Origin of the sequence: Porphyromonas vaginalis (genome assembly GCF_958301595.1) — a bacterium.
Lineage (GTDB): Bacteria > Bacteroidota > Bacteroidia > Bacteroidales > Porphyromonadaceae > Porphyromonas > Porphyromonas vaginalis.
Genome location: NZ_CATQJU010000001.1, coordinates 230,553 through 257,289 on the forward strand (window position 1 = coordinate 230,553; position 26,737 = coordinate 257,289).

Below are 26,737 nucleotides of genomic sequence, written 5' to 3' on the forward strand. Positions count from 1 at the left end.
CACATTAACCAAACGATTATGACAAAACCATCTAGAAAGAAAAACACACCCAAGAAGAACCCTACCAAACGCTCCGGCGCGAAGCGGCTTAACCTCGACGAACTAACACGAGCCGTCGTCAAGCTCTTTGCCACAAACCCAACCCACACGTGGAACTACAAGCAGGTCTCCAAGCAACTCGGCATCACGGAGCAACCGATGCGCCAGTCCATCAGCCGCATCCTCGAGGTGCTGGAACTGGACGACACGCTCACACGGGTCAAACCAGGCACCTATCGCTATAATCTCTCGGGAGCTCTGCTCTTCGGCACCTTCGAGCGTCGCTCTAACGGACGCAACGCATTTATCTCTGACGAGGATGGCAAGAGCATCTTCATCGCCGAGCGCAACTCCATGCATGCGCTCAACGGAGACCGGGTACAGGCGCGTCTCTTTGCTAAGCGTCAGGGCGGTGACCTAGAGGGCGAGGTGATCAATATCATTGAGCGGTCAAAGCACACCTTCGTCGGGCGACTGGAATTCAAAAAGGACTGGGCCATCTTCGTCACCGAAGACCGCACCCTCTCGACCGACATACTGATCCCGCTCAGCGAACTAAACGGTGCTCAGCGAGACTCTAAGGTAGAGGTGGCTATCACCGAGTGGCCTAGCTCGGACAAGATCCCCACGGGACGTGTCCTCAAGGTTCTCGGCAAGGCGGGCGACAACGACACCGAGATGCGCGCCATACTGACCGAATACAATATAGACTACGACTACCCACAGGCTGCTATCGACGAGGCAGAGCGACTCTCGGGCGAGATAACCCAAGAGCAGCTAGCGCAGCGAGAGGACTTTCGCGAGGTGCCGACGCTTACCATTGACCCTGCCGACGCTAAGGACTTTGACGATGCACTCTCTTACCGTGACCTCGGCGATGGCCGGCACGAGGTGGGCGTTCACATCGCCGATGTCTCTTACTTCGTCACCGAGGGGTCCAAGATTGACGAGGAGGCTTACGCACGTGGCACCAGCGTTTACCTCGTGGACCGCACCATCCCGATGCTCCCCGAGGCACTGTGCAACAATCTCTGTTCGCTACGCCCCAACGAGGATAAGTACGCGTACTCCTGTATCCTCACGCTAGACAATGCAGCGCACGTACAGCAGTACCGCATCTGTCGCACAGTGATCCGGAGCGATCAGCGCATGACTTACGAGGAGGCGCAGGATGTGATCGAGGGACGCAGTGACACCCAGCAGGCGATCATTCAGCCACTCTTCGAACTCTCCCAGCAGTTGCGCAAGCGCCGCTTTGACGAGGGTGCGATCAAGTTCCAGAGCCAAGAGGTGCGCTTCGTACTAGACCCCAAGGGTCGCCCCACAGGGGTCGAGGAGGTGATAGACAATGAGTCACACCACCTCATCGAGGAGTTTATGCTTCTGGCCAATCGCACTGTTGCTGAGGACATCGGGCAGGTTCGTGCCAAGGGCAAGAAGGCGAAGAACTTCGTCTACCGTGTCCACGCACAGCCTAGCGAAGAGAAGTTGATGGCGCTCGCTTCTTTTGCCGGTAAGTTCGGCTACAAAGTCAATCTCAGTGGCGAGAATCGTCAGGTAAGTCGCTCCTTCAACAAGCTCCTCGACAGCGTCCAGGGAAAGCGTGAGGAGAGCCTCATCGAGACACTCGCCATCCGCTCTATGACCCGTGCCGAGTACTCGCCTGACAACATCGGCCACTACGGACTCTCCTTTGCTTTCTACACCCACTTCACCTCACCCATTCGTCGCTACCCCGACCTTATGGTGCACCGTCTCCTGACGCGCTACTACGCAGGCGGTCGCTCTGTGACAAAGGGCAAGCTTGAGGAGCAGTGCCAGCACTGCAGCGAGCAGGAGCAGATAGCCACACAGGCAGAGCGTGACTCGATCAAGTACAAGCAGGTGGAGTATATGAAGGCTCGCATAGGACAAGTCTTCGACGGAGTCATCAGCGGCGTCGCCGAGTGGGGACTTTATGTGGAGCTCAAGGGGTCGCACTGCGAGGGACTCATACCGATCCGCAAGCTCGAGGACGACTACTTCGAGTACGACGAGAAGAACTACCGCCTCCGTGGACGACGCACCGGCAAGCGCTACAACCTAGGCGACCCGATCACCGTACGTGTCGCTCGTGCCGACCTAGAGCAGCGACAGCTTGACTTTGACCTCGTCTGATACGCCCCCTCTCATGACAGCAACGCACCAGATCCTCGGCAAGACGCCTGCGCAACTCACGGAGCTAGCCGTTGGCCTAGGACTGCCCAAATACACAGGTCGGCAGATCGCCGACTGGCTCTACCAGAAGCATGTCTCCTCGTGGGACGAGATGACCAATCTGAGCAAGAAGGCGCGCGCTCTGCTCGCCTCGCACTACGAGATAGGCCGTGCGGCACCTCATCTACAGCAGACTTCACGAGACGGCACGGTCAAGTACCTCTTTGCCGCTGGTGGGGGCTTCGTTGAGACGGTTATGATTCCCGAGGGTGACCGCGCCACGCTCTGCGTATCGTCACAGCGAGGTTGCAAGATGAACTGTCTCTTCTGCATGACGGGCAAGCAAGGCTTCGGTGCTAACCTCTCGGCAAGCGAAATCCTCAACCAGATCCTCTCCGTGCCTGAGGTCAATGAGTTGACCAACATCGTCTTCATGGGAATGGGCGAGCCGATGGACAATATAGACACGCTCCTACAAGTGATCCACTGTCTGACCGATCCGCAGGGGCTGGCAATGAGTCCTAAGCGCATCACTGTCTCGACCATCGGCCTACGCCCTGGCTTGGAGCGTTTCTTGGACGAGTGCACCTGCCATCTAGCGATCAGCCTGCACAACCCACTGCCGGAGGAGCGTTTATCCATTATGCCCGTAGAGCGAGCCATGCCCCTTGCCGACACGGTGGCACTCCTACGACACTACGACTGGAGCCATCAGCGTCGTCTCACCTTCGAGTATATCGTCTTCTCAGGGCTCAACGACACGCCCCGCCACCTCGCAGCTCTCAAGCGTTTACTCGCACAGCTCGACTGCCACGTCAACCTGATCCGCTACCACCGCATCCCGCACATCGACCTGCCCAGCTCCGATATGACTCGCATGGAGTGGCTCCGCGATCGGCTCTGCGAGGCGGGCATACCGACCACCATCCGCACCTCCCGTGGCGAAGACATCAGTGCCGCCTGCGGTATGCTTAGCACCCAGGAGCAGCGAGGAGCATAAGAGCCTGTTGCAAAAGTCAACAGTCCCATTATGACAAAAGGTTCTAGCCTCACAAGAGAGGTTAGAACCTTTTTTGTTTCGTCCAAAGCTAGACACCCGCTAGAAGCGGTAGCCCACAGAGATCGCGGGATATATGTAAGCAACGTTCCACTTACTCACCTTCACGATATTACGTCCCAGACGACAGCTTATCTCACCGCTCCAGTTGCTACGCGTGACCAGCTTGAAGCCCCCGCCTAGGCCTATGCCCCACGAGATACCGCTCCGCTCTTCGATCTGCTTCTCCCTCTTTCCCGTTTCTGGAGAGTATTCATAGTGCACATTGCGCAGGTTATCGTTGTAAGCGATCGAGCTATTAGCCTCTAGGAAAAAGCCCGCATTAGGTTTTTTCATAGAAAACAAAACGCCTCCAAAGTACCAGCGACCATAAGGCATCACACCCGCTGTAGGGAAAAGGACGACGTTAAGTCGATCACTACCAAAATAAGCGCTCGCCATAACCCCTACACCCACATCTAGTGCCACCGCACGCTCATACTCCAGCGCAACAGCCTGATAAGGTATCGGAGCATGTAGATTCAGTCGTACTTCGTTGCGCTTTTCGGGTGTGGGTGGCTCAGGCTCTCCAGACACCACGACCTCCTGAGCAACTAGCCCAAGGAAGCTTAGTGCTAGTAAGATCGTGCTAAGGATCAGCCGTGTCAGTCGTTCTGTCATCATCGTAACGTCTTTAGGTTATGCCCCAAAGTTAATACTATTTCTAAGATTTGGCCACAGCCTCAGTGATCTCCTCGTAGAGTGCCAAGGCTCGCTTTTGCGCCTCAGCAAAGGTCGGCAGCACATTCTCCCGCCCCAGCTGATCGATGATACCCGTCTGCTCCAGATGCGTATAGACCGCCGGACGCACGCCACTCAGCACGACATGCACACCGCGCCTACGCTGTCGTGCCAGTACCATCTGCAGGTTGTGTAGCCCCGTGCTATCGATGAAAGGCACGCGACGCATACGGATGATGCGTACCTCCGGATGGTCGTGAACCGTCACCATCACCTCATCAAACTTATTGGCAATGCCAAAGAAAAACGGGCCCTCTACCTCGTAGACCTCCACGCGATCTGGTAGCTCCAAATGTTCCTCAGCCAGAGGCTCGTCCGTAATCTCCCCCACCCCAATCTGCTCGACCGAGCTCACATCGAGGATGCGACGGAAGAGTAGCGCGATCGCCAGCAGCATACCCACACCGATCGCCACCGTTAGGTCCGTCAGCACCGTCAGCAGGAAAGTCACCAAGAGGATAACCGTATCCCCTCGAGGGCCCTTAAAAATCGATACAAAAGAGCGCCAGCCACTCATATTATAAGAGACCACCACCAGCACGCCCGCCAGCACCGCCATCGGTATATGCGCCGTCAGGGGCGAGAGCAGGAGCATGATCAGCAGGAGCACCACCGCATGGATGATTCCCGCCATGGGAGTCCGTCCACCGCTATTGATATTGGTCATGGTACGAGCGATAGCCCCCGTCACCGGGATCCCTCCGAAGAACGGCACCACCACATTAGCCACACCCTGACCGATCAATTCGCTGTCAGGATTGTGCTTCGTGCCGATCACACCGTCCGCCACCGATGCTGAGAGCAGGCTCTCCATAGCACCCAGTAGCATGATCGTTAGAGCCGAGGGAAAGAGTGCCACGATACGCTCCACCGTGATTGTAGGCATGACGAAGGTCGGCAACGCACGCTCTATCGTATAGTTGTCCCCGATATTCTCCGGTCTGAGGTAGCCCAACTGCTGGAGACCAAAGCTAACCAGCGTGAGCAGCACCAGCGCCACCAGCGTGCTAGGGATCTTCGCATTAACTTTGGGCAAAAGCCAGATGATCAGTATCGTGCCGACCGCAAAGGCAAAGGGAATCCACGACGCCGTCGCAAAGTTGGCGATCAGCACCTGCCACTTGCCGATGAAGTCTCCCGGCATCGACTCGATCTGTAGCCCGAAGAGGTCAGCGATCTGCGTCGTGAAGATGGTCACGGCGATACCTGCCGTAAAGCCCACGATAATCGGATAAGGAATGAAGCGCACCAGACCACCCAAGCGCAAGAAGCCCAGCAGCATCAGGAGCAAGCCCGCCATGATCGTCGCAATGGCCAGCCCGTCCAGTCCGTGCTGCTGAATGATCCCGTAGACGATCACGATGAAGGCCCCCGTCGGCCCCCCGATCTGCACCTTGCTACCGCCCAGTAACGAGACTAGGAAGCCACCGATGATAGCCGTCAGCAACCCCTCCGTCGGTGATACCCCACTGGCGATACCGAAGGCGATAGCTAGCGGCAGGGCAACCACCCCGACGATGATACCCGCAGTGAGATCCTTGAGAAAGTCTTGTCGTGAATAACCACGTAGAGAGAGAAAAAACTCAGGCACGAGTCCCTTCATGATAGACATAAGCGTAAGAAAACGATTGGTACTGCTACAAAGATACGAAATTAGAGGTTAGAGGCCAGAAGTTAGAGGTTAGAGATTCGATCATTCTGACAGCTCCGATGACTCTTGCCTCTAGCTAATTGCTAACAGCTTTCCCAGCACCTCAAAACAAGAATTAGCTGAGCTTAGGACGAGCAGTATGCATCTCAATAAAGAAATAAAGCGTACCTTTGTGACAAGGATTTTAGATACGTTACAAAGTATGTTTGCCCCACCCCATTTAGTATTTGGCAACAAGGGAGCAGCTCACTTACAAAGCTCTCATGCAAGCACTTCTCTTGCTACCAGCAGGAGAAAGGGCGGGGCAACAAACACTCTACACACATCTCATCACACACCACAGACGATCTTTCCCCAAGAGAGGTCTCTCCACTCGTCGTATCTTTACTGTAACCCAATATGCTGAAAAGAGTTTTATCACCCCACTTGTTTATTAGGTCTTCCTTTAAGAGGGCTCAGCTGATTAACCAGCTATTTCTAAAAGCAGCAGGAGTCGCTCTATGCACGCTCTCCATGCTCACCCTCACCTCTTGCGATAAGAATCATACAGCAGAGTATGAGCGCATTGACAGATCAGACATCGAGGGGTATGAAGCCTTTGTCAGGGAATACCCATCTAGTATACATGTCTCTGATGCTCAAGAGCGAATCCAAGTAGCCAAAGAGGAGATACGGATACGAGAAGAGGAGGAGCGACGTCAAAGAGAAGAGGAGGCGCAGCGAGAGCAACTATATAGCACCTATGGCTCTAACTCCCTCCACAACGGATCTCAGCCCTACGAAAGCTTTTATGGAAAAAACCATCGCTACTCTAGCGACGAGCCACACGCAGAGGTGCGTGTAAAAGCCGCCCACAACTCTGACGTCATTGTGATCATTAGGTATAACAATCAGAATGGACGAGTCGCAGGACACACCTACGTCAGGGCTGGGCAGACAGCGACTATCCAGCTCCCTGGGGGACACCGCTATCAGACATTCTTCTACTATGGTCGTGGTTGGTATCCAGATAAGCCGATGAAAAACGGGGTCAAGGGAGGCTTCTTAGAAGATGAGGCATACTCTAAAGACGGCTCTACGGCACTACTGCAAGATAATGAAATCCTAAGCTTTAAGCTGACACCTGTACTGGACGGCAACTTCTCTACCTCTCAAAGCAATGAGAGTGAGATATTCTAGCCACACGGCATCGACAGCAAGTACTCCAAACATCATCACAATGAAAAAAACTCTTCATCACCTACTCCTCTCAGCCTTGTCACTGCCTTGGCTCTGGAGCTAAGGTTGGCAAGAGTTACTCTATATCCCTAGGATGAAACAAGTAAAGCAAAACCCTTATCGACTACTGGGCATCTATGCCAATGCCACGACAAAGGAGCGCTTGGCAAACCAAAGCCGACTGCAAGCCTTCCTAAAGGTAGGCAAGTCTGTCTCCTTTCCACTTGACCTAACCTCCTACTTAGGAGAGGTCGAGCGCTCTGAGGCTGTCATCGCTACGGCTAGTGCCAATCTAACGCTACCTCAAGATCAGATACGATACGCCCAGTTTTGGTTTGTTAGAGAGACCCCTATAGACACCATAGCCTTCAACCATCTCGAGAGTGGCGACCTTGTAAAGGCTGTGGAGATATGGGAGCAACGGGAGACCCCTTCATCGCTCCAAAACCTCATCATCTGCAACCTCATTAGAGAGGAGTATGCTGAGGCTCTCTCCTATGCAGAGAGACTCTATGGGAATCGTGAAGCGGTGAGTCACTTCGTAGCACTGATAGTAGGTGACGAGGTGGGGATTGAGTCTGATCACATCGGGCTTGACTTCCTAGACGCTCTATGCGAGGAGCTAGGAGGGAGTCGGTTATTACCTTTAGTCTCCAGCCCTGCTTGGCAAGAGCATCTGAAAGAGCATACCGTGGCACCTCTCATCTCAGCGATCCAAGAGGCTGTTGAGGTAGCACAAAAAGAGCGAAAAGCGAATAACAGCCGTGGAGCTAGCGCAGGCAACACTCTATACAAAAAGAGCAAATCCCCACTTGCTAAGCTTAAGGAGCTCCTCTCCACTTCCGACACACAGTATCAGTTGATAGCCGATAAGTTAGGGCTAGAGATACTACAATGTTCCATCGACTACTACAACGATGCAGATGATGATATAGAGACAGCCAGAGAGACGGCTCGCTTGGCAAAATATGCCAGTAGCATCGTCGTAGGCAAGCTGGCAAAAGATCGATGCCTGGAGAACCTCCAAATCATCGAAAAGAATATCGAGAGTTTGCCACCCGAAGAGGTTGCCGAGGAGGCTAAGGCTATTATGGGTTACTTGCAAGAGTTCAACTCACAGCCTAGTAAAATCAATGTTGCAGTAACACTACTCGGGAGCACCCGTCCTCACTTCCAAGCGATCAAGAAGAAGTTGGGAGCAACTAATAAGTTCTACCTCAAACTATCTACTAGAGTCGTCAATAGCGCGCTACAAGACATCATCGAGGAGGTCAACTCCGAACAAGAGAAGCTAAAAATGCTCGCAGAACAGTTCCCCCTAGGTCTACACTCTGCTTTTGGTTCAGACATCATAGCAGATCTTGAAAATATAATGATTCGAGCATGGCGCGCAACGCTCCTTATGGACTCCTTTGATATGGAAGAGGAGTTCAAGCGCGAAAAATACTCTCCAAATAGATCTACACTCAAAGACATCTGCCAACAACTCCATATAAATACGAATATCCTAACTCCTCCATGGGTGACTAGACCGGCATCTCAAAGAGCGACCAGCAGCTCAACACCTCGAAGAGCAACTAGCCCGACACCTCAAACTTCTTTTACCAAGTCAGAGTCTGAACGAGATTCAAAAGAGCGAGAGAAGAGACTTGATAAACGAATGAAAGCTTTCGGATATGCCATAATATTTGTGGTCTGTGGCACTATACCTTCGATTATGGTTGGACTTATATCCGACCATTCTAATGATAACTCAGGCACTATTACCTTGTCCCTCATATTTCTATGTGCCATCATAGGAGCTTTTGTTGGGTGGAATAAAGGAAATTAACCAGAAACATATAATATGAAGCGACGTATACTATATTATCTAACCATTGCGATGGGGAGCTTTCTATTGATGAGCTTTGCACCAATCGCAGAGAACTACAATAGTGAGAGAGCCACAGAGGCTCAGCGTAGTGAGCAGACTAGCGACTCCCTATCTGTCATTACAGAGCTGACGCATCGATGCATAGTGCTCGAAGCCCAGCACGCCAAGCTACGAAGGCAACTAACGACGACTGAAAAGCATATGACAGACCTTGCGACTCTGTCACAAACTCTACTCAACACTACGACCGCACAGCGGGCTACCATAGACAGTCTGAGAGCAACCTGCAATAGTCTAGAAGTGCAGCTCCAGCAAGACGGAGCGCAGGTGACACAAAAGATGGAGGAGGTAGACCGCAGCATAAATAGCAACAAGGCACTCCTACATCAACGCTCTCTGTGGGGCATTGTAATTGCCATAGTGCTAATAGGTGCTGTCGTGGGGATCGCCTACTGGCTAGCCAGAAGGGTGAAGCGTAGTAGCTCTTCTATCGAGGAGATTCGTAAAGCGCAGCACGCTGTGGAGGCTGCACAGCAGAGGATGGCAGAGGAGTCTGTCAAGCTAGACAATCAGTTACTCCAGCTGGTCGAGAAGCAACTAGAGACGACAGCCGCAGGAGTAGCGGGATCTGGAGAGCCTGACCACTCGCTAGTCGTCAAGCTCGCAGATGAGATAGCGCGTATAGAGACGAACCTCTCTAAGATGGACAAGTCTGTCAGAGGTTACAAGCAACTCGTACAGGCTAAGGATCGAATGATAAACAATGTACGTGCTAACGGCTACGAGATCATTAGCTTGATAGGACAAGAGTACAACGACGGTATGCAGTTTAAGGCGCGCATGGTGCCAGACGAAACGCTACCCGAGGGTAAGCGCATCATAACGGGTATGATCAAGATGCTCGTCAACTACAACGGCAAGATGATACAGCCTGCCGAGATAGTGGTAAGTCAAAACATATAACACGATATAGCTATGGCTAGAATTAAGATTGACTACGGTATAGACTTGGGGACGACAAACTCCGCCATCGCTCGTATGGAGGGTGGCGAGTCTGTCATCAAGCAGACCAAGACCTTGATGGATACCCTGCCATCATGTGTCTACTTCTCCAAAAACAAGCGTGGAGAGTGTGCTCTACGCATCGGACTAAAGGCAAAAGATGCTGTTTACTCAGACGCCATTATGGCACTCAGCAAAGATGAGCCTCCCAAGGAGTTTGGCTACCTAGAGTTCAAGCGGGAGATGGGGTCGGATAAGCAGTACTCCAACGAGAACATGACAAAAGCTTTCTACACACCAGAAGAGCTATCGGCCGAGGTACTCAAGGAGTTGAAAAGCCTTATCACAGACGAGACAGTAAATGCGATCGTAATCACAGTTCCGGCTATGTTTACCGCAGTCCAAAAGGACGCAACGATGAGAGCAGCTCATCTAGCGGGCTTCAATAAGTGCGTATTGCTACAAGAGCCTATAGCAGCTTGTATGGCGTATGGGCTATCTAATGAGAAGAAAGACGGCAAGTGGCTAGTCTTCGACTTCGGTGGTGGCACTTTTGACGCAGCTCTTGTGAAGGTAGAGGATGGCATCCTCACCGTGTTTGACACTGAGGGAGACAACTACCTAGGAGGCAAGAACCTCGACGAGATTGTAGTGAACGAGATCTTAATTCCCTCCCTTAAAGAGGAGTATGCACTCGACTCTTACGAGCGTGTACCTTGGAAAAAGAAGGCTCTAGCCGATGCTCTCAAGGGACCGGCCGAGGAGATGCGTATCGCATTGTCCTTTGCAGACAGTACGGACTACTCTACCTATGACCGCAACCTCAACCTCGGGGTAGATGACAATGGAGAGGAGATCGACCTGGAGATAACCTTGACAAAGGATGAGCTACTTAACGCCATAGAGGGGCAATACCATAAGGCCATCGACATCTGCAAGGATCTACTAACCAGAAACGGCTTGACAGGAGCAGACCTCACCTCGCTGATCCTAGTAGGAGGGCCTACCTACTCGCCCATCATACGCGAGATGCTCAAGAAGGAGATCACTCCTCACGTAGACACAAGCATCAACCCGATGACTGCCGTAGCTCGAGGAGCTGCGCTCTTTGCCTCTACAATAGATTCAGAGGTCAATGCTGATGAGGTCAGACGAGAGGCCAAGGCGGAGGTGACCTTCCTTGAGGTAGGCTATGAATCTACCTCTGTTGAAGACTCAGAGTGGGTGACTATCACGATTGATAAGGGTAAGAGTGGTGAAAACGCCCCATCTGAGCTACTAGTAGAGTTAGAGCGTGCAGATGGAGCTTGGCGTAGTGACAAGACGAGTGTCAATGAAAAGGGAAACATCTTTCAGGCTTTTCTGCTAGAGGGTGTAGCAAACACCTTTCATATAAACGCTTTCGACCATCAAGGCAACAAGGTAGAGGTCTTTCCCGCAGAGTTTACCATTATCCAAGGTGTCAAGGTCGGAGCAGCTCCACTACCTTACAATATCGGCATCTCGGTCTATAACGACATTAAGAAGCGTGGCGTATTTACCCAAGTCAAGGGCTTGGAAAAGAATAAGTCACTCCCTGCCGTGGGCGTAGTCCTCGGTCGCAAGACGACACAAGCTTTGCGTCCTGGTGTCGCTGAGGATGTCCTATCTATCCCAGTCTATCAAGCCGCAGGTCTAGAGGCTGAGGGAAAGACCGCTGCGCTAAACTCCCACATAGCAAACGTAGTCGTCACTGGCGAGGAGGTACAGCAACTTATCCCCGAGCAGTCTAGTGTGGAGGTCACACTCCACGTAGACTCCTCAGAGATGATGACTATGGAGGTGTATTTCCCCACAGTAGACTTTACGGTTAAGAAAGAGCTAAACCTCGGTAAGCGTGAGTCTGCGACAGAAGCTATCCAGTGGGTTAAGGAAGAGATACATACGGCTGAGCGAGCCCTCTCCGATCTCAAAGACTCTGGACTCTCTGTCGATGAGCTAGAGAAGGAGCTTAGCTCCGTAAAAGAGCTACTCTCCAATGGACAAGACCCGATGCGCACACTCTCTAATCTGAAAGAGCTACTCCGTAAGATTGAAAACCTAGAGGATAGCTCCGAGTGGGATCGTATCGAGAAGGAACTACGCACAGAGTTTGAGCGCCTAGAGGTGGCTCAAAACGATCTAGGCGACGAAAAGTCTGGAGAGGTCGTCAAAGAGCTACATCGTCAGGTGGACAATGTGATACGCACCCAAGACGTAGCTCTAGGGCGCAGTGTCTTAGAGCAAGTCGTGCGGCTCTTTATTCATCTCACGATGGTCTATCAGTGTATGGCTATCATCAAGGATTGTGAGGCACGCTTTGATCAGATAGCGTGGCGAGATAGGTCACGCGCTCGTCAGCTCATCAACCAAGGCCTCAGCGAGATGAATGACCAGCCCTCTACAGAGCGACTACACCCGATCGCCGTCTCACTAATCGACCTGATGCCTAGCGAGGAGGCCACTAATGCTGGTGGACTGCTAAAGTAAAGAGTCCCGAAGCCTAACCCTTAGTGACAAAAGAGTATTATGCACTTCAAGGCAAAGGAACTGATTGCCCACTACACCGTATTGTTTCCGCATAAGCAAGGAGCTTATGCGGAAACTTACCGAGTCAAAGACGAGCATGGCAAGACGGGGTTCCTAAAACTAATCGACTGCTCAAAGCTCACAAGAAGGCAACTGGACGACAGCGGGCGTGTCGTAGAGGTAGAGATCTGCAAAGGCTTACAGCATCACAACCTCTGCACCTGCCGTGAGACTGGAGAGTTGCTCATAGATGGGCGACAGTTCATTTGGTTTGTCACTGAGTTCGTAAGTGGAGAGACTTTGTCAGATCGGATGATGCGAGAGGAGGACTTCAGCGTATACGCTATCAAGAGCATTGCTCTAGGGGTCCTCTCAGCTCTCGCCTACCTACACAGTCAGCCACTCCCCATCATTCACAATGAAGTAACTACGCAAAATGTCCTTCTCAACCTCTTGGGAGATCTAAGGGACTTAAAGTTGATCGACTTCGGTCAAGCCTGCTACCTCAATCAGTCTCTCGGAGTGCCCAGAGTGAAAGGGCAAAACCTCTTTTACCTTGCGCCAGAGCGTTTTTCAGGAGTTTGCTCTGTGCAGTCAGATCTCTACGCTGTCGGAGCCATGGCTTACCACCTTTTATATAGACGGCTTCCGTGGTTTGTCGATGTCTCTAGGCTTAGTGACGCCAGTGCTGTAGAGAGCTTACTAGAAGAGCGACACAAGCCTCTAGAGCTGCCAAAGATAGAGAAGTATGAGCTTGACGAGCAGTTTGTCAACGTAATAGCCAAAGCGCTAAGCTATGACGCTGAGGATCGATTCCAAACGGCAGAAGAGTTTGCGAGAGCCATCGAGGGTAAGGTAAAAGTCGAGTCTCCTAGTCAGCGACTACAACAATCTCAAGCTGACGAAGCATCAAGACGATCTACTAAGCCTATGCAAGCTAAGGGACTAGGCTTTGCAGCGATAGCCGGGATGGAGGAGCTCAAACGACAGATGCTAGAAGAGGTCATAGAGCCACTACACAATCCTGAGAAGTACCACCGCTATGGCGTAACAATACCCAACGGCATGCTCCTCTATGGGCCTCCTGGCTGTGGCAAGACTTTCTTTGCCAAGCACTTTGCCGAGGAGGTCGGCTTTAACTTTAAGTTTATCACACCAGCCTCCCTAAAGAGTAAGTATGTCAATGCGACACAGGAAAATATAGCAGCCCTATTCAAAGAAGCCATAGAGCAAGCCCCCACGATTATCTTCATTGATGAGATGAATGAACTAGTCCCCAATCGAGATAATGCAGATGTGCATGAGATGTCCCGAAGTGCAGTCAATGAAATGCTAGCTCAGATGGATCAGACAGGAGAGAAGGGCGTATTTGTGATCGGTGCTACCAACTATCCTAACATGATAGACCCCGCCATACTGCGTGCTGGGCGACTAGACAAGAAGTATTACATAGGAGTACCTGACCAGGCCGCTAGGAGCGCACTATTTAAGCTTTATCTAGAGAATCGCCCCTACGACTTTGGGCTTGACTACGAGCATCTCGCTAGGCTCACTGAGGGGTACGTCTCTGCTGACATCCAGCTCATCGTCAATGATGCCTCAAGAGAAGCCCTACACCAAGAGAGCAAGATTACGATGCAAATACTGGAGGCTACAATTGCTAATACAAAGCCCTCTCTCAGCGAACAAGAGCTGAAAAAGTATGAGCAGATCCGAGCTGAAATGGATCGAGAGCTACCACAACAACGAAGTAGACCACGCATAGGATTTAAGGACTAAGCAATAGACAGTAACTATGACACTAGCAGAACTATACTTAAAGACCATCTTCAGCTGCATAGCCTGCGATGGTGAGATAGCACCCGAAGAGATTCAAATGGTTAGAGAGATCTCTCAGGTCGAGGATCTCTTCCAAGGCCTAGACGTAGAGAAGATCATAAACAGCTGGATTGCAGACATCAATGAGATAGGAGCTGTCTTCCTCCAGAGGTTTCTCAAAGAGATTGACACCGTAGCTATGAGCGATGACGAGCAGTTGACACTGGTCACTCTCGCCTTCAAGGCCATTGAAGCGGACAACGTCACTGAGTATGCTGAGATCAAGTTCTTCAAGAAGATCCGCAAGCACCTATCTATCAGTGACGATTATATCTTAGCCACACACCCCGACAAAGAGATCTTTTTACTACAAGACATCAATGAGCCAGAGGATCTGACTTGGGATACCAATACGCACTTTGATCTCATAAACATTGAGCAACTAAGCTCTCGTTAATGTTGCCTTAAGAATAATTAGTAAGATCGCGGGGAGAGTCGGCGGAGGCGCATCTTGACGCGATGAGCTTGGTGGTGCAGCTGACGCCAGAGACGTTTGTGGAGCGGTATCGTTGTGAGACGAGCGATCAGTTGCTCTAGCGGCTCTGCTTCTAGTTGCGCAAAGAAGAGCTGCCGCTTCGGAGGCTCTGCCGCCGTGTGCTCGATAGCAGGATTGCCCGCTAAGGCACTCGCATAGTTGGTCTCCTGATAGCGACATGGTAGTCCCTCCAGTAGCCTTCGCCCTCGCTCGCTGTGGATCATTACGACACTCGTCCCTTTGTCCTCGTCCAGCGCTCGATCTAGGTCGGGGCAGGTGCGCTCCACGCCCCAGTAGTCGCCCAGCGTCAGGTCGCTCTGACTGCGGCCCCCTTTCGCCATGCAGGCGTAGCAACTAGGACGCAAGTAGAGGTCGTGCAGGAAGCCCCGCATGTAGATATTGTCTCCGTAAAACTGTCGCACGCCGCCCCCTCCCGTGCTTTGTGCCACAAAGTCATAGCGTCGCCAGCCCGAGAGCGATTTATCGCGAAAGGAGATCCCCGTGATCTCTCCCTGCCCTGCTCGCAGTGTCGTCAAGTACCTTTGCCACACCATCGGTGAGGGTACGCCGTGGCAGACCACATCGACCGTCGTCAAGTTTTCGTAGGTACGTCCGAGGTAGTGGACCAGCCCTTTGATCTGACAGGGCGTCCCTGTGAAGAGGACCAGTCGACCCTCTTTGAGAAACTGTTCCGCCTGCCGATAGCTCTCTCCGATACGGCTCTGCAGGTACTTACTACCCCTAAAGGGAGCCAGCCCCTCCACCGTCTCCGTGTAGTCGTGACAGACGCCCCAGGTCTCATCAAAGCGCGCCCCAAAGACCACGCCCCCACGTCGTAGCGTCTCCTCAGCAAGGAGCGTAAAGAGTCCTCCCGACGAACTCGCCTCGCGGAGCCCTTCGTCGGTAGCACATGCAGCATAGACAGCCTGAGGCTCACGCGGCGCGTCCAGCTTCATAAAGGGGCAGACTCGCTCACACTTATGGCACTCGATGCAACGATCGGCATCGACGATCGGATAGCCAAAGCCCTCCTCGTCGCGCTCCAGTCGTATGCACCCCTGGGGGCATACCTGTCGGCACGCTTCGCAGCCACAGCAGCGCCGCTTGTCCTCTATCTGTATCATCGTGTCTCAGTCTCTAGTGCAGTGCAAAGTTAACCATTCGCGTACTAACGACCGCACATGTGAGATTTGCGAAAGAACGCGGACTCAGGGCTGACGCATTATAGTCGCTCTTTTAGGAGCTTCGTATTAGCAACAAGCAAGGAATAGATGAGGAGACTGTTGCAAAAGTCAACAATCTGGACATGTCCAGACTATGCAGAAAGGATAAAGCGCAAGGCGCTGAGGGTGAGGTCTGAAGGGAGCATACCTCCGTATGTGACCGAAGCCGAATCCCGAAAGCAACACAGCGATGCGCCTTTATGCAATAGTCTCATGAGGTCACTATATATAATGTGTCCGCCATGGATTAGCTGTTGGCTGTTAGCTATCGAAACCATCGGAGCTATCAGAGTGATCGGATCTCTAACTTCTAACCTCTAATCTCTAACCTCTAATTATACATATCTTTACGGGGAAATTCGTCCGATCCCCTCCTTTCTCGAATATCCACGTGGAAAATCTCAAATCTCCACGTGGAAGTTTTTTATTTTCCACGTGGGCGTGAAATAAAACTTCGGAGGAATCAAATGAAACTTCGGAGGAAACGAATGAAACTTCGGAGGAATTTTTTCTTTCTCACGTGGGTATTTCGAAATATCCACGTGGAAATCACTTTTCCCCGACACGATGCCGTTTTGATATGTAATCGGCTCTAAATTATTGTAGCGAGCCGACGTTGAATTTGCCCAGCCAAGGGCACTAGCACTACTAGCTAACAGCTAATAGCCAACAGCCAACAGCTACACATCAGCGACAAACGAAAAGTCGAGAGGTAGATGAGCTCATTGTATATAATGCGTCGGCTCTGTAAGGTGGACTCAGGGCTGACGCATTATAAATGAAAAGCTGATTTTGGCGTTGAGGGCAGAATGAAGAGCCTAAAAAGAGAACTCAATATAGCCTCAAAAACTCTTTGATTTTCCCTCAAAAAGGCTTGTCTATGTCATAAACTTTTCGTACCTTTATAGCTGATAATCAATACTATATACAGATAATATGAGTATATTCAATCACCTTCTAATGGTCGAAGATCCACGCATAAATCGATGCAAAAAGTTCCCCTTAGGGTACATCCTCACAACTGTATTCACGGCTACTATCTCTGGCTGCTCCTCTTGGTATGAAATAGAAGACTACGCAGAAGAGTACAAAGATGATCTAGAGGCTCTATATGAGCGTATATCAGGAGAGTCGAGCTCTTGGGGAGTCCCCTCTCACGACACGCTCAATCGCGCCATCAGTCTTCTTGATCCCAAGCAGATAGAGCAAGTCTACAAAGCCTTTCTAGAGGAAAGCTTTGAGATAACAACTGGCAAGCACATCTGTCTAGATGGTAAGACGATGAGAGGCGTTAAGAAGCTAGACTTTGATGCCGACAGCCATTGCGTTACAGCCTTTGACCCCAACCAGCAAGCCTCATTGGCTCAGGTATATATCTCCACTAAGTCGAACGAAATCAATGCCATCAAAGAGATCCTCAAGGCTCTAGATCTACGAGACACCGTCATCACCATTGACGCTATCGGCACTCAGACCGAGATCGCAAAGGCAGTGGTTGAAAAAGAGGGCGACTACATACTCCAAGTTAAAGATAATCAGAAGCTAACGAAGGAAGAGGTGCAAAGTTTCTTTTGTCCCCTCTACGATGCTCACATAGTGCATCAAGAACAGAAAGACTTTGGTCATGGGCGAATAGAAACACGTACGATGAGTAGCATCGTAGACCCTTTATCTCTAGACCCAGACTCGACTTTAGACAAATGGGACGGGCTCAAAAGTATCCATATGATGACAAGAGTACGGACGGACAAGAAGACAGATAAGTCCACCAGCGAGACCACCTTCTATATCTCTAGCCTGACAGACGGGACAGAAGTTTTCAAGTTGATCCGTGAGCATTGGGCTGTGGAAAACAAGCTTCACTATATGCTGGATATGCTTTTCAGAGAGGACTACTCTACCAAGAGAACCCGCAATGCCGCTCAGAACATGAACATTATAAATAAGATAAACCTGACTATCATTCAACGGCTTAAAGACAAGCTCAAAGCCACATCAACGCTGCGCCTGAGGAAAAAGCTCGCACGTATGACTCCAGAGGAAATCTTCGAAATGGAATTATAATGCGTCAGCCCTGAAGGTGGACTAACGATTAGAGCGTATTTGAACAAGATTCTGTATCTTTGCGAACATATCTTATACGAAAGCTCCAATGAAGAAACCGTTTAAGGAATACCAGTCTGCTGACTTTGCACAGATCAATCAGGAGATGCTCGCTCTGTGGGAGAAGGAGCAGCTCTTCCACCGCTCGCTACATCAGCGTGAGGATGCGCCGCTATTTACCTTCTATGAGGGTCCTCCCTCGGCCAATGGTATGCCTGGCATTCACCACGTCATAGCGCGCTCTATCAAGGATATCATCTGTCGCTACAAGACGATGCACGGCTACCGTGTGGATCGTCGCGCTGGCTGGGATACGCACGGCCTGCCTGTAGAGCTGGGGGTCGAGAAGAAGCTCGGCATCACCAAGGATGCGATCGGTAAGACGATCTCTGTCGCTGAGTACAACCAGACTTGCCGCAAGGAGGTGATGAAGTACACCGCCGAGTGGGAGTCGCTGACGAATCAGATGGGTTACTGGGTCGATATGGAGCACCCCTACGTAACCTACAAGAATAAGTACATCGAGACACTTTGGTACCTCCTCAAGGAGCTATACAAGAAGGGGTTACTATACAAAGGTCTATCCATACAGCCCTACAGCCCCGCGGCTGGCACGGGGCTAAGCTCTCACGAGTTGAATCAGCCAGGCTGCTATCGTGATGTCAAGGATACGGTCTGTACCGCACAGTTTCGCATCATCGATGCTCCCGAGTCTCTCCGTGGACGTGGCGAAAGCTTCTTCCTAGCGTGGACCACCACGCCGTGGACGCTTCCGTCGAACACGGCACTCTGTGTGGGCCCCTCGATCGAGTACTGTGCCGTGGAGACGTTCAACCCCTACAGCGACATGCCGATCACGGTGGTGCTCGCCACGGCACTCCTAGGCAGCTACTTCGACGCTGAGAGCGAGGTGAGCGAACTGCCAGAGACGTGGGACAAGGAGACCTACAAGAAAGCTCCCTGGCACCGCATCTCAACCTGCAAGGGTAGCGATCTCGTGGGCATTCACTACGAGCAGCTCATCCCGTGGGTCAATCCTGGCGAGGAAGCCTTCCGAGTCATCCCCGGTGACTATGTCAGCACTGAGGATGGTACCGGTATCGTACACATTGCGCCGACCTTCGGTGCAGACGATGAGCGTGTCGCCAAGGCGGCAGGCATTCCTCCACTTCTGATGATCGATAATAAGGGGCAGCAGCGCCCGATGGTCGACCTGAAGGGACGCTTCTACAAGATCGAAGCTCTCGATCATCAGTTCCTCAAGGAGTCGGTGAACGTACCGCTCTACGACACCTACGCAGGACGTTATGTCAAGAAGGATTACGACCCCAACGACACACCTGACAAGGAGACGCTAGACGTAGAGATCTGCGTCATGCTCAAGCATGAGAACCGCGTCTTCCGAGTCGAGAAGCATACGCACAACTATCCCCACTGCTGGCGCACCGACAAGCCGATCCTCTACTACCCGCTAGACAGCTGGTTCATCCGCTCTACCGCTTGCCGTGAGGAGATGATGCGTCTCAATGAGACGATCGACTGGCATCCTGCTGCGATCGGTGTAGGACGCTTCGGCAAGTGGCTGGAGAACCTCCAGGACTGGAATCTCTCCCGCAGCCGCTACTGGGGTACTCCCCTACCTATCTGGCGCACCGAAGATGGTGACGAGGAGCTCTGCATCGGCTCTGTCGAGGAGCTATACAAAGAGTGCGAGCGCGCTGTGCAGGCTGGCGTCATGTCGGCCAATCCGCTCGCTGGCTTTACACCTGACGACTACAGCGAGGAGAACTATGACAAGATCGACCTGCACCGACCCTATGTTGACGAGATCACGCTCGTGGCGCAGGACGGCAAGCGTCCGATGCGTCGTGAGAGCGATCTGATCGATGTGTGGTTTGACTCGGGGGCTATGCCTTTTGCGCAGGTGCACTACCCCTTCGAGCATCGTGAGGAGGTCGAGAGTGGCAAGGTCTTCCCCGCCGACTTCATCGCTGAGGGCGTCGACCAGACACGTGGTTGGTTCTTTACGCTTCACGCTATCGCTACGATGACCCAGGGGAGCATAGCCTTTAGAAATGTCCTCGTCAACGGGCTCGTCCTCGACAAGGATGGCAACAAGATGAGCAAGCGACTAGGCAATGCGGTCGATCCCTTTGGTATCATCCAGCAGTACGGCTCAGACCCACTACGCTGGTACATGATCACCAATGCCAATCCGTGGGAAAACATCCGCTTCGACCCGAAGGGCGTCGAGGAGGTGAGCCGCAAATACTTCGGCACGCTCTACAATACCTACCAGTTCTTCGCACTCTATGGCAACTTGGACGGCTTCGAACCTTCCGTTGCCCAGATCCCCTATGCGGATCGTCCTGAGATCGATCGCTGGATCCTCTCGCGTCTCAACTCGCTCATCAAGGAGGTGGACGGCAAGCTGGCAAGCTACGACCCGACACCCGCAGGACGTGCTATCGAAAACTTTGTCACAGAGCATCTGAGCAACTGGTACGTGCGTCTCTCGCGCAAGCGCTTTTGGGCAGGCTCTATGACCGACGACAAGCTCAGCGCATATCAGACACTCTACCAGTGTCTCTCGGTAGTAGCTCAGCTGATGGCACCCATTGCGCCCTTCTACGCAGATAGGCTCTACCGTGACCTGCACGATGACGCAGCATCGGTACACCTCTCTGACTACCCCGTGGCAGACGAGGCGCAGATAGACCTAGACCTAGAGCGTAGCATGGAGCTGGCTCAGATCTACTCGACGCTAGTCCTCTCACTACGTCGCAAGGTCAATATCAAGGTGCGTCAACCGCTCAGCGCGATCATGCTACCGGTCAATGACCCCGCCGACAAGATCCACATGGAGCAGGTACACGACCTACTACTCAGCGAGGTCAATGTGAAGGATATTCGCTTCGTTGATCCCTCCGACTCCATCTGGGTACGCACGGTCAAGCCTGACTTCAAGGCTCTAGGGCCTAAGGTGGGCAAGAATATGAAAGCACTCGCAGCTCAGATCAATGCCCTCACACCCGAGCAGATCAATGAGTTAGAGCAGACGGAGCACCTGACCCTGACGGTCGGTGATCAGCCTATTGTGGTGGACCTCCAGGATGTACAGATCATCGCTCAGGATATACCGGGGTGGACGGTTGCCAACGAGGGTCGTCATACGGTAGCTCTAGACATCACGCTCACGCCCGAGCTGATCGCTGAGGGTACAGCGCGTGAGTTTGTCAACCGCATACAGAACCTTCGCAAGCAGTCTGGCTACGAGGTCAACGATCATATCGAGCTACTCGTCATGGCTCCCGATGAAGTTGTAGAGGCTCTCCGCACTCATCAGGAGTACGTCCAGACGCAAGTACAGGCCGACACAATCGATTACTCCGAGGTACTCAGCGATGCCGAGGAGATCGACCTAGACGGCACCTTGATAGCGGTACAGATCAGCAAAGTATAAACACCAATTCACAGCGTCTGTAGACGATAGGGCTTTATCATCAAAGAGACTTCGTCTACAGCGCACTAATAGATTCACAGATAGTATGGAAGATAGCAGCAAGAAACGATACAATGCGGAGGAGCTCGAAGAGTTTCGCATACTCATCGAGAAGAAGATCGCTCAGGCTCGTGAGGATCTCAACATGCTCCGTGCTGAGAATGCCAACGACATCAGCGACACGACGCCCACCTACAAGGATCTAGACGAGGGTGCCATCACGCAGGCTCGTCTTGAAAACGATGCACAGGCACAGCGTCTGCAGGACTTCATCGAGAAGCTCGAGGCAGCTCTCCTACGTATCCAAAACGGCACCTACGGCATCTGCTCTGTCACGGGCAAGCTCATACCCAAGGAGCGTCTCCGTGCGGTACCTCATACGACCAAGAGCATCGAGGCCAAGCTCAATCGCGACAAGCTTAAGTAAAGTCAGTCGTCTCCTTTATGACTCGTACTAGCCAGCGCCATTGGATTGTCGCAGGGCTCATTCTGCTCCTCATTGTCATAGATCAGGTTGTCAAGATCTGGATCAAGACACACATGTACGTCGGTCAGGAGTATCATATCTTTGACTGGTTTCGCATCTACTTTGTAGAGAACCGTGGCATGGCTTACGGTGTGGAGCTAGGCAGCAAGCTCCTCCTGACCGCCTTCCGCATCATAGCCATGGCTGGACTAGCCGTTTGGCTCACACGCTTCGTCCGGCAGTCTCGCCACTACTCGCTGAGCTTCTGCTGCATCATAGGGCTGGTGCTGGCGGGAGGCATTGGCAATCTCATCGACTCACTCCTCTACGGACAACTCTTCACCTCCTCCATCGGACAGGTGGCGCAGTTTGTCCCTACCACCGCTGGAGCTGTGGGGTACGCCCCGTGGTTTGAGGGGCATGTGGTCGATATGCTCTACTTTCCCCTCTTCACGACAGTGCTGCCTGAGTGGTTCCCGATAGGCGGTGGGTCGGCGTATACCTTCTTCAGCCCCATCTTCAACATCGCCGACAGTTGCATCACCGTAGGCGTGCTGGCACTACTCATCTGCTATCCACGTACCACGACACGGGCTCTTGATCGCCTCTGGATCTACCTGCGTGGCAAGCGCCGGCACGCAAGTCAGCGAGCTAAGTAAGCAACCTCACAAGTTATGCGGGCTTACAGCGTCAAGGTCTCTTTGCTCAAGTTTGGGCTACTAAGCATGCTGCTACTCCTACTCGGGAGTGGCTGCAAAAGACGCTCGTGGCAACGCATACCAAATGATAAGCTCGAGCAGCTACTCACGGAGCTATACACAGCTCGTGGCGTAGGTCAGACGCTCTACCTAAGCTCCGACCAGCAAGACTCGATCTACGCCTCCATACTCAAGTCGCACGGCGTATCTCAAGAGGATCTAGACAGCACCATCTACTACCTCTCAGCTTCGAAAGCAAAGCTGCTTCAGAAGATCATCGCCCAGTCCTCCGCCAGCATACAGCGAGAGGTCGAGATACTGGAACGCACGACAGGCTTCTTCAAGGTTGGTCTGGAGGGTGACGAGGGCAACTTCTACTCACCACTACCCGACTCACTCTCGTGTCGTGTCACCCCGCTCTCGACCTATCCTATCCGCATCAGCAAGGAGCAGAGCAGCTACCTCTGGAAGGTGGCTCTCGCAGACATTCCCAACCTCCCCGATACCATTCATCAGATAGAGATACAGGGACTCGTCAGCGGTACGCGATTACCCGAAGAGTTCCAGATGCCCTACATCGCCATATCCAAGCAGCTCGACGCCACGCCTCCGCCCCTAGCTATGGAGAGTGCGTCAATGCAGCTGCCTATCGGAGGGGTCTTCTCGCTAACCCTAGGGTCAGCTACTCCAGAGAATGCGTCAGAGCCTACGGAGGAGCCAGAGCCTACAAGCTATATGGATAGCATCTCAAGTAGTTTGACGGATCTCATGTCGAGTGACCCGACAGGTAGTGTTGTCGGCGATCTCCCCGTGAGCAGACCACGCAAAGAGTCTGTACGCACCGCTCCGCATTTCTCCGTGGGCGATACCATCTCGATCTCTATTTACAGCCAGCCGTCAGACTATCTGAGTACGCAGTCACTGCACTTCAGGCTACAAGAGCTGCGCATAGTCGCTCGCTAGGAGCTACGCATAGCCCCTATGTAGCAAGCTCAGCAGCAGACCGATGGCACGACAGATCATCCTCCACGCAGGCGAGCGGATCGCCCTCCGACAGCTACGTTACCGTGGCGAACTGCTCCACTCCGTACTACTCACCTACCACGATCGTGAGCGAGGCGTCGAGCTAACGCCCTGGCATCACGACGAACCGCCGCACACGCTCTACTACTCAGGCACGTGGAGCCTCATCGAGGACGAGGGGCACCACTACCTACTGCGCCACGAGTAGCGGTTGGTGGTTGGCTATTGGCTGTTAGCTGTTGGCTATTAGCTAGAGCCACTAAAAACACTAGAGCCACTAGAAACTAGACTCTAACCTCTAACCTCTAATCTCTCCTCCCCCTAACCTCTAATTTCGTACCTTTGTATCGTATTAAGTATTAGCATAGCATGCTCTATAGATTATGATGACAGCACACGATATACGAAAAGCCTTTCTCGACTTCTTTGAGGAGCACGGGCACCGCATTGTACCCTCGGCACCGATGGTGATCAAGGACGACCCCACGCTCATGTTTACCAATGCCGGGATGAACCAATTTAAGGATATCATCCTGGGCAATAAAGAGCCTCAGTATCGTCGTGCAGCAGACTCGCAAAAGTGTCTCCGCGTGAGCGGTAAGCACAACGACCTCGAGGAGGTAGGACGCGATACCTACCACCACACCATGTTTGAGATGCTGGGCAACTGGTCCTTTGGCGACTACTTCAAGCGCGAGGCGATCCAGTTTGCCTGGACTTTCCTCACGGAGCGTCTCCAGCTACCCAAGGATCGGCTCTACGTGACCGTCTTCGGCGGCAGTGCCGAGGAGGGACTGAGCCGTGACGACGAGGCGGCAGGCTACTGGCTTCAGTACACCACGGAGGATCGTATCATCGACGGCTCTCGCAAGGACAACTTCTGGGAGATGGGTGACACGGGTCCTTGCGGTCCTTGCTCCGAGATACACATTGACCTGCGTAGCGAGGAGGAGCGTCAGCTCGTCTGCGGTCGTGATCTAGTCAACAAGGATCACCCACTAGTCATCGAGATCTGGAACCTCGTCTTCATGCAGTACGACCGCAAGGCTGACGGACATCTAGAGCCTCTACCCCACAAGGTGATCGATACTGGCATGGGCTTCGAGCGTCTCTGTATGGCTATGCAGGGCAAGAAGTCGAACTACGACACCGACCTTTTCACCCCTCTGATCCGTGCCATCGAGACACTCAGCGGGGAGCAGTATGGTCAGAACGAGCAGATGGATATCGCCATGCGTGTCGTCGCTGACCACATCCGTACGATCGCTTTTGCTATCGCCGACGGACAGCTCCCGAGCAATGCTAAGGCGGGCTACGTGATCCGTCGTATCCTACGTCGTGCCGTGCGCTACGCCTACACCTTCCTCCATGCCGATGAGCCGATGCTCTACACGCTCCTACCCACGCTCAATGAGGTGATGGGCGAAGCTTATCCCGAGATCGTGGCTCAGCGCGAACTGATCGCTTCGGTGATCAAAGAGGAGGAGGAGAGCTTCCTACGCACCCTTGCTCAGGGACTTAAGCTTCTGGAGAGCAAAATCCAAGAGCTACCCCAGGACGCAAAAGTTCTGTCAGGTGCCGACGCTTTCGTCCTGTACGACACCTACGGCTTCCCACTAGACCTCACGGAGTTGATCCTGTCGGAGCGTGGCATGACGCTCGATCAGGTCGCTTTTGACAAACTGATGCAGGAGCAGAAGAGTCGTGCCCGTCAGGCGGCCGCCGTTGATGCTGCCGACTGGGTGGTCCTCGATGAGGAGACCACCGAGAGCACCTTCGTAGGCTACGAGACGCTCCAGATCGAGACGCATATCCTGCGCTACCGCAAGGTGGCTGACAAGAAGCGCAGCTACTATCAGGTGGTGCTGGCTGAGACTCCCTTCTACGCTGAGATGGGTGGTCAGGTGGGCGACAAGGGCGTGCTGATCGCTCAGGACGGCACCGAGTACCCAATCCTAGACACCAAGCGGGAGAACAACCTCACCGTCCATATCCTCTCGGCCCTCCCCACAGATCCTAAGCAGCCGCTCATCGCGCGTGTCGGGGCTGAGCTGCGTCACCTCACGGAGGCAAACCATACGGCGACACACCTGATGCACCACGCACTGAGAGCCGTGCTCGGCACTCATGTAGAGCAAAAGGGTTCGCTCGTATCGGCAGACCTGCTACGCTTTGACTTCTCTCACTTCAAGAAGGTCACTCCCGAAGAGATTGCCGAGGTGGAGCGTCTGGTCAATGCGGAGATCCGTGCCGATAGGCCTCGTGATGAGCAGCGTAATGTGCCGATCGCCAAGGCTAAGGAGATGGGTGCTATGGCACTCTTTGGCGAGAAGTATGGCGATGAGGTGCGTGTCATCAAGTATGGTGACTCGGTCGAGCTATGCGGTGGTACCCACGTGGCTAGCACGGGGCAGATAGGCTTTTTCAAGATCATCAGCGAGGGTTCTATTGCCGCCGGCATCAGACGTATCGAGGCGGTCACGGGGCCCAAGGCGGAGGAGTATGTGCACCATCTAGAGGAGCAGTTACAGCTCTTCAACGAGAGGCTCAACAATGTGCCCGATCCGCTCAAGGCGCTAGACCGACTGATTGCCGAGGGTGCCGAGCAGCGCAAGGCTATCGAGCAGTACACCAAGGCTCAGGCAGAGCAGATAGCGCTACAGGCTTTGGCCGATCAGACGAAGCATGGCGAGACAACCATCGTCACCGTCAATAAGCCAATGAGTAGCGATGTAGCTAAGGATGTCGCTGGCACCATTCGCGAGCGACTACAAGGCTCTTACCTAGCACTCATCGGTGCTGCCGAGGAGGGCAAGTGTACCCTCACAGTGATCCTCTCGCCAGACCTTGTCGACAAGGGGCTCAACGCTAGCAAGCTGATCAAGGAGGTCGCCTCCCTCATCAAGGGCGGTGGCGGTGGTCAGCCACACTTTGCGACGGCTGGCGGACGCAACCCCGAGGGGCTACAAGCTGCCATAGACCATATCGTCTCGCTGATTTAGCAGC

General features: G+C 52.9%; 18 protein-coding genes. 15 read left to right on the forward strand and 3 right to left on the reverse strand.

Features of this window, described 5'->3' with window-relative positions:
• Positions 1-18: 18 nt before the first annotated feature.
• Positions 19-2,196, forward strand: coding sequence for a ribonuclease R (gene rnr / locus Q2J34_RS00900; RefSeq protein WP_300969037.1), 2,178 nt, complete (start codon positions 19-21; stop codon positions 2,194-2,196).
• Positions 2,197-2,209: 13 nt separating this feature from the next.
• Entirely contained in the window at positions 2,210-3,235 is a 1,026-nt protein-coding gene (rlmN, locus tag Q2J34_RS00905; RefSeq protein ID WP_300969038.1) for a dual-specificity RNA methyltransferase RlmN, read from the forward strand.
• Positions 3,236-3,334: 99 nt separating this feature from the next.
• Here rlmN and Q2J34_RS00910 read toward each other — a convergent pair whose 3' ends face one another.
• A complete protein-coding gene (locus Q2J34_RS00910; RefSeq protein WP_300969039.1) occupies positions 3,335-3,955 on the reverse strand; it encodes a hypothetical protein in 621 nt (206 codons plus the stop codon).
• Positions 3,956-3,995: 40 nt separating this feature from the next.
• A complete protein-coding gene (locus tag Q2J34_RS00915; protein WP_300969040.1) occupies positions 3,996-5,684 on the reverse strand; it encodes a SulP family inorganic anion transporter in 1,689 nt (562 codons plus the stop codon).
• 552 nt (positions 5,685-6,236) lie between these two features.
• Here Q2J34_RS00915 and Q2J34_RS00920 point away from each other — a divergent pair.
• The 6 genes from Q2J34_RS00920 (at position 6,237) to Q2J34_RS00945 (ending at position 14,638) form a co-directional block, all read left to right on the forward strand.
• On the forward strand, positions 6,237-6,902 hold the full coding sequence (locus Q2J34_RS00920) for a hypothetical protein (protein WP_300969041.1): 666 nt from the start codon (positions 6,237-6,239) through the stop codon (positions 6,900-6,902).
• Positions 6,903-7,035: 133 nt separating this feature from the next.
• Positions 7,036-8,772, forward strand: coding sequence for a hypothetical protein (locus tag Q2J34_RS00925; protein WP_300969042.1), 1,737 nt, complete (start codon positions 7,036-7,038; stop codon positions 8,770-8,772).
• A 15-nt stretch (positions 8,773-8,787) separates the two neighbouring features.
• Complete coding sequence (locus tag Q2J34_RS00930; RefSeq protein ID WP_300969043.1) at positions 8,788-9,777, forward strand: hypothetical protein; 990 nt, start codon at positions 8,788-8,790, stop codon at positions 9,775-9,777.
• A gap of 12 nt (positions 9,778-9,789) precedes the next feature.
• Positions 9,790-12,324: an Hsp70 family protein gene (locus Q2J34_RS00935; RefSeq protein WP_300969044.1), complete on the forward strand. Its 2,535-nt coding sequence runs from the start codon at positions 9,790-9,792 to the stop codon at positions 12,322-12,324.
• Positions 12,325-12,363: 39 nt separating this feature from the next.
• Complete coding sequence (locus Q2J34_RS00940; RefSeq protein ID WP_300969045.1) at positions 12,364-14,142, forward strand: AAA family ATPase; 1,779 nt, start codon at positions 12,364-12,366, stop codon at positions 14,140-14,142.
• Between the two features lie 16 nt (positions 14,143-14,158).
• A complete protein-coding gene (locus Q2J34_RS00945) occupies positions 14,159-14,638 on the forward strand; it encodes a tellurite resistance TerB family protein (protein ID WP_300969046.1) in 480 nt (159 codons plus the stop codon).
• A 17-nt stretch (positions 14,639-14,655) separates the two neighbouring features.
• Here Q2J34_RS00945 and Q2J34_RS00950 read toward each other — a convergent pair whose 3' ends face one another.
• The gene (locus tag Q2J34_RS00950; protein WP_300969047.1) at positions 14,656-15,840 is read right to left on the reverse strand and encodes a Coenzyme F420 hydrogenase/dehydrogenase, beta subunit C-terminal domain; all 1,185 of its coding nucleotides are present in this window, start codon (positions 15,838-15,840) and stop codon (positions 14,656-14,658) included.
• Between the two features lie 1,035 nt (positions 15,841-16,875).
• On the opposite strand from Q2J34_RS00950, the gene Q2J34_RS00955 reads away from it, so the two are divergent.
• The 7 genes from Q2J34_RS00955 to alaS all read left to right on the forward strand — a co-directional run bounded on the left by Q2J34_RS00955 (position 16,876) and on the right by alaS (position 26,733).
• The gene (locus Q2J34_RS00955; protein ID WP_300969048.1) at positions 16,876-18,003 is read left to right on the forward strand and encodes an ISAs1 family transposase; all 1,128 of its coding nucleotides are present in this window, start codon (positions 16,876-16,878) and stop codon (positions 18,001-18,003) included.
• 88 nt (positions 18,004-18,091) lie between these two features.
• Positions 18,092-21,505, forward strand: coding sequence for an isoleucine--tRNA ligase (gene ileS / locus Q2J34_RS00960; protein ID WP_300969049.1), 3,414 nt, complete (start codon positions 18,092-18,094; stop codon positions 21,503-21,505).
• An 85-nt stretch (positions 21,506-21,590) separates the two neighbouring features.
• The gene (locus Q2J34_RS00965; protein WP_300969050.1) at positions 21,591-21,971 is read left to right on the forward strand and encodes a TraR/DksA family transcriptional regulator; all 381 of its coding nucleotides are present in this window, start codon (positions 21,591-21,593) and stop codon (positions 21,969-21,971) included.
• 17 nt (positions 21,972-21,988) lie between these two features.
• Complete coding sequence (locus tag Q2J34_RS00970; protein ID WP_300969051.1) at positions 21,989-22,669, forward strand: lipoprotein signal peptidase; 681 nt, start codon at positions 21,989-21,991, stop codon at positions 22,667-22,669.
• Between the two features lie 15 nt (positions 22,670-22,684).
• Complete coding sequence (locus Q2J34_RS00975; RefSeq protein ID WP_300969052.1) at positions 22,685-23,671, forward strand: DUF4296 domain-containing protein; 987 nt, start codon at positions 22,685-22,687, stop codon at positions 23,669-23,671.
• A 43-nt stretch (positions 23,672-23,714) separates the two neighbouring features.
• Positions 23,715-23,939, forward strand: coding sequence for a hypothetical protein (locus Q2J34_RS00980; protein ID WP_300969053.1), 225 nt, complete (start codon positions 23,715-23,717; stop codon positions 23,937-23,939).
• Between the two features lie 175 nt (positions 23,940-24,114).
• The gene (alaS, locus tag Q2J34_RS00985) at positions 24,115-26,733 is read left to right on the forward strand and encodes an alanine--tRNA ligase (RefSeq protein ID WP_300969054.1); all 2,619 of its coding nucleotides are present in this window, start codon (positions 24,115-24,117) and stop codon (positions 26,731-26,733) included.
• Positions 26,734-26,737: the final 4 nt, after the last annotated feature.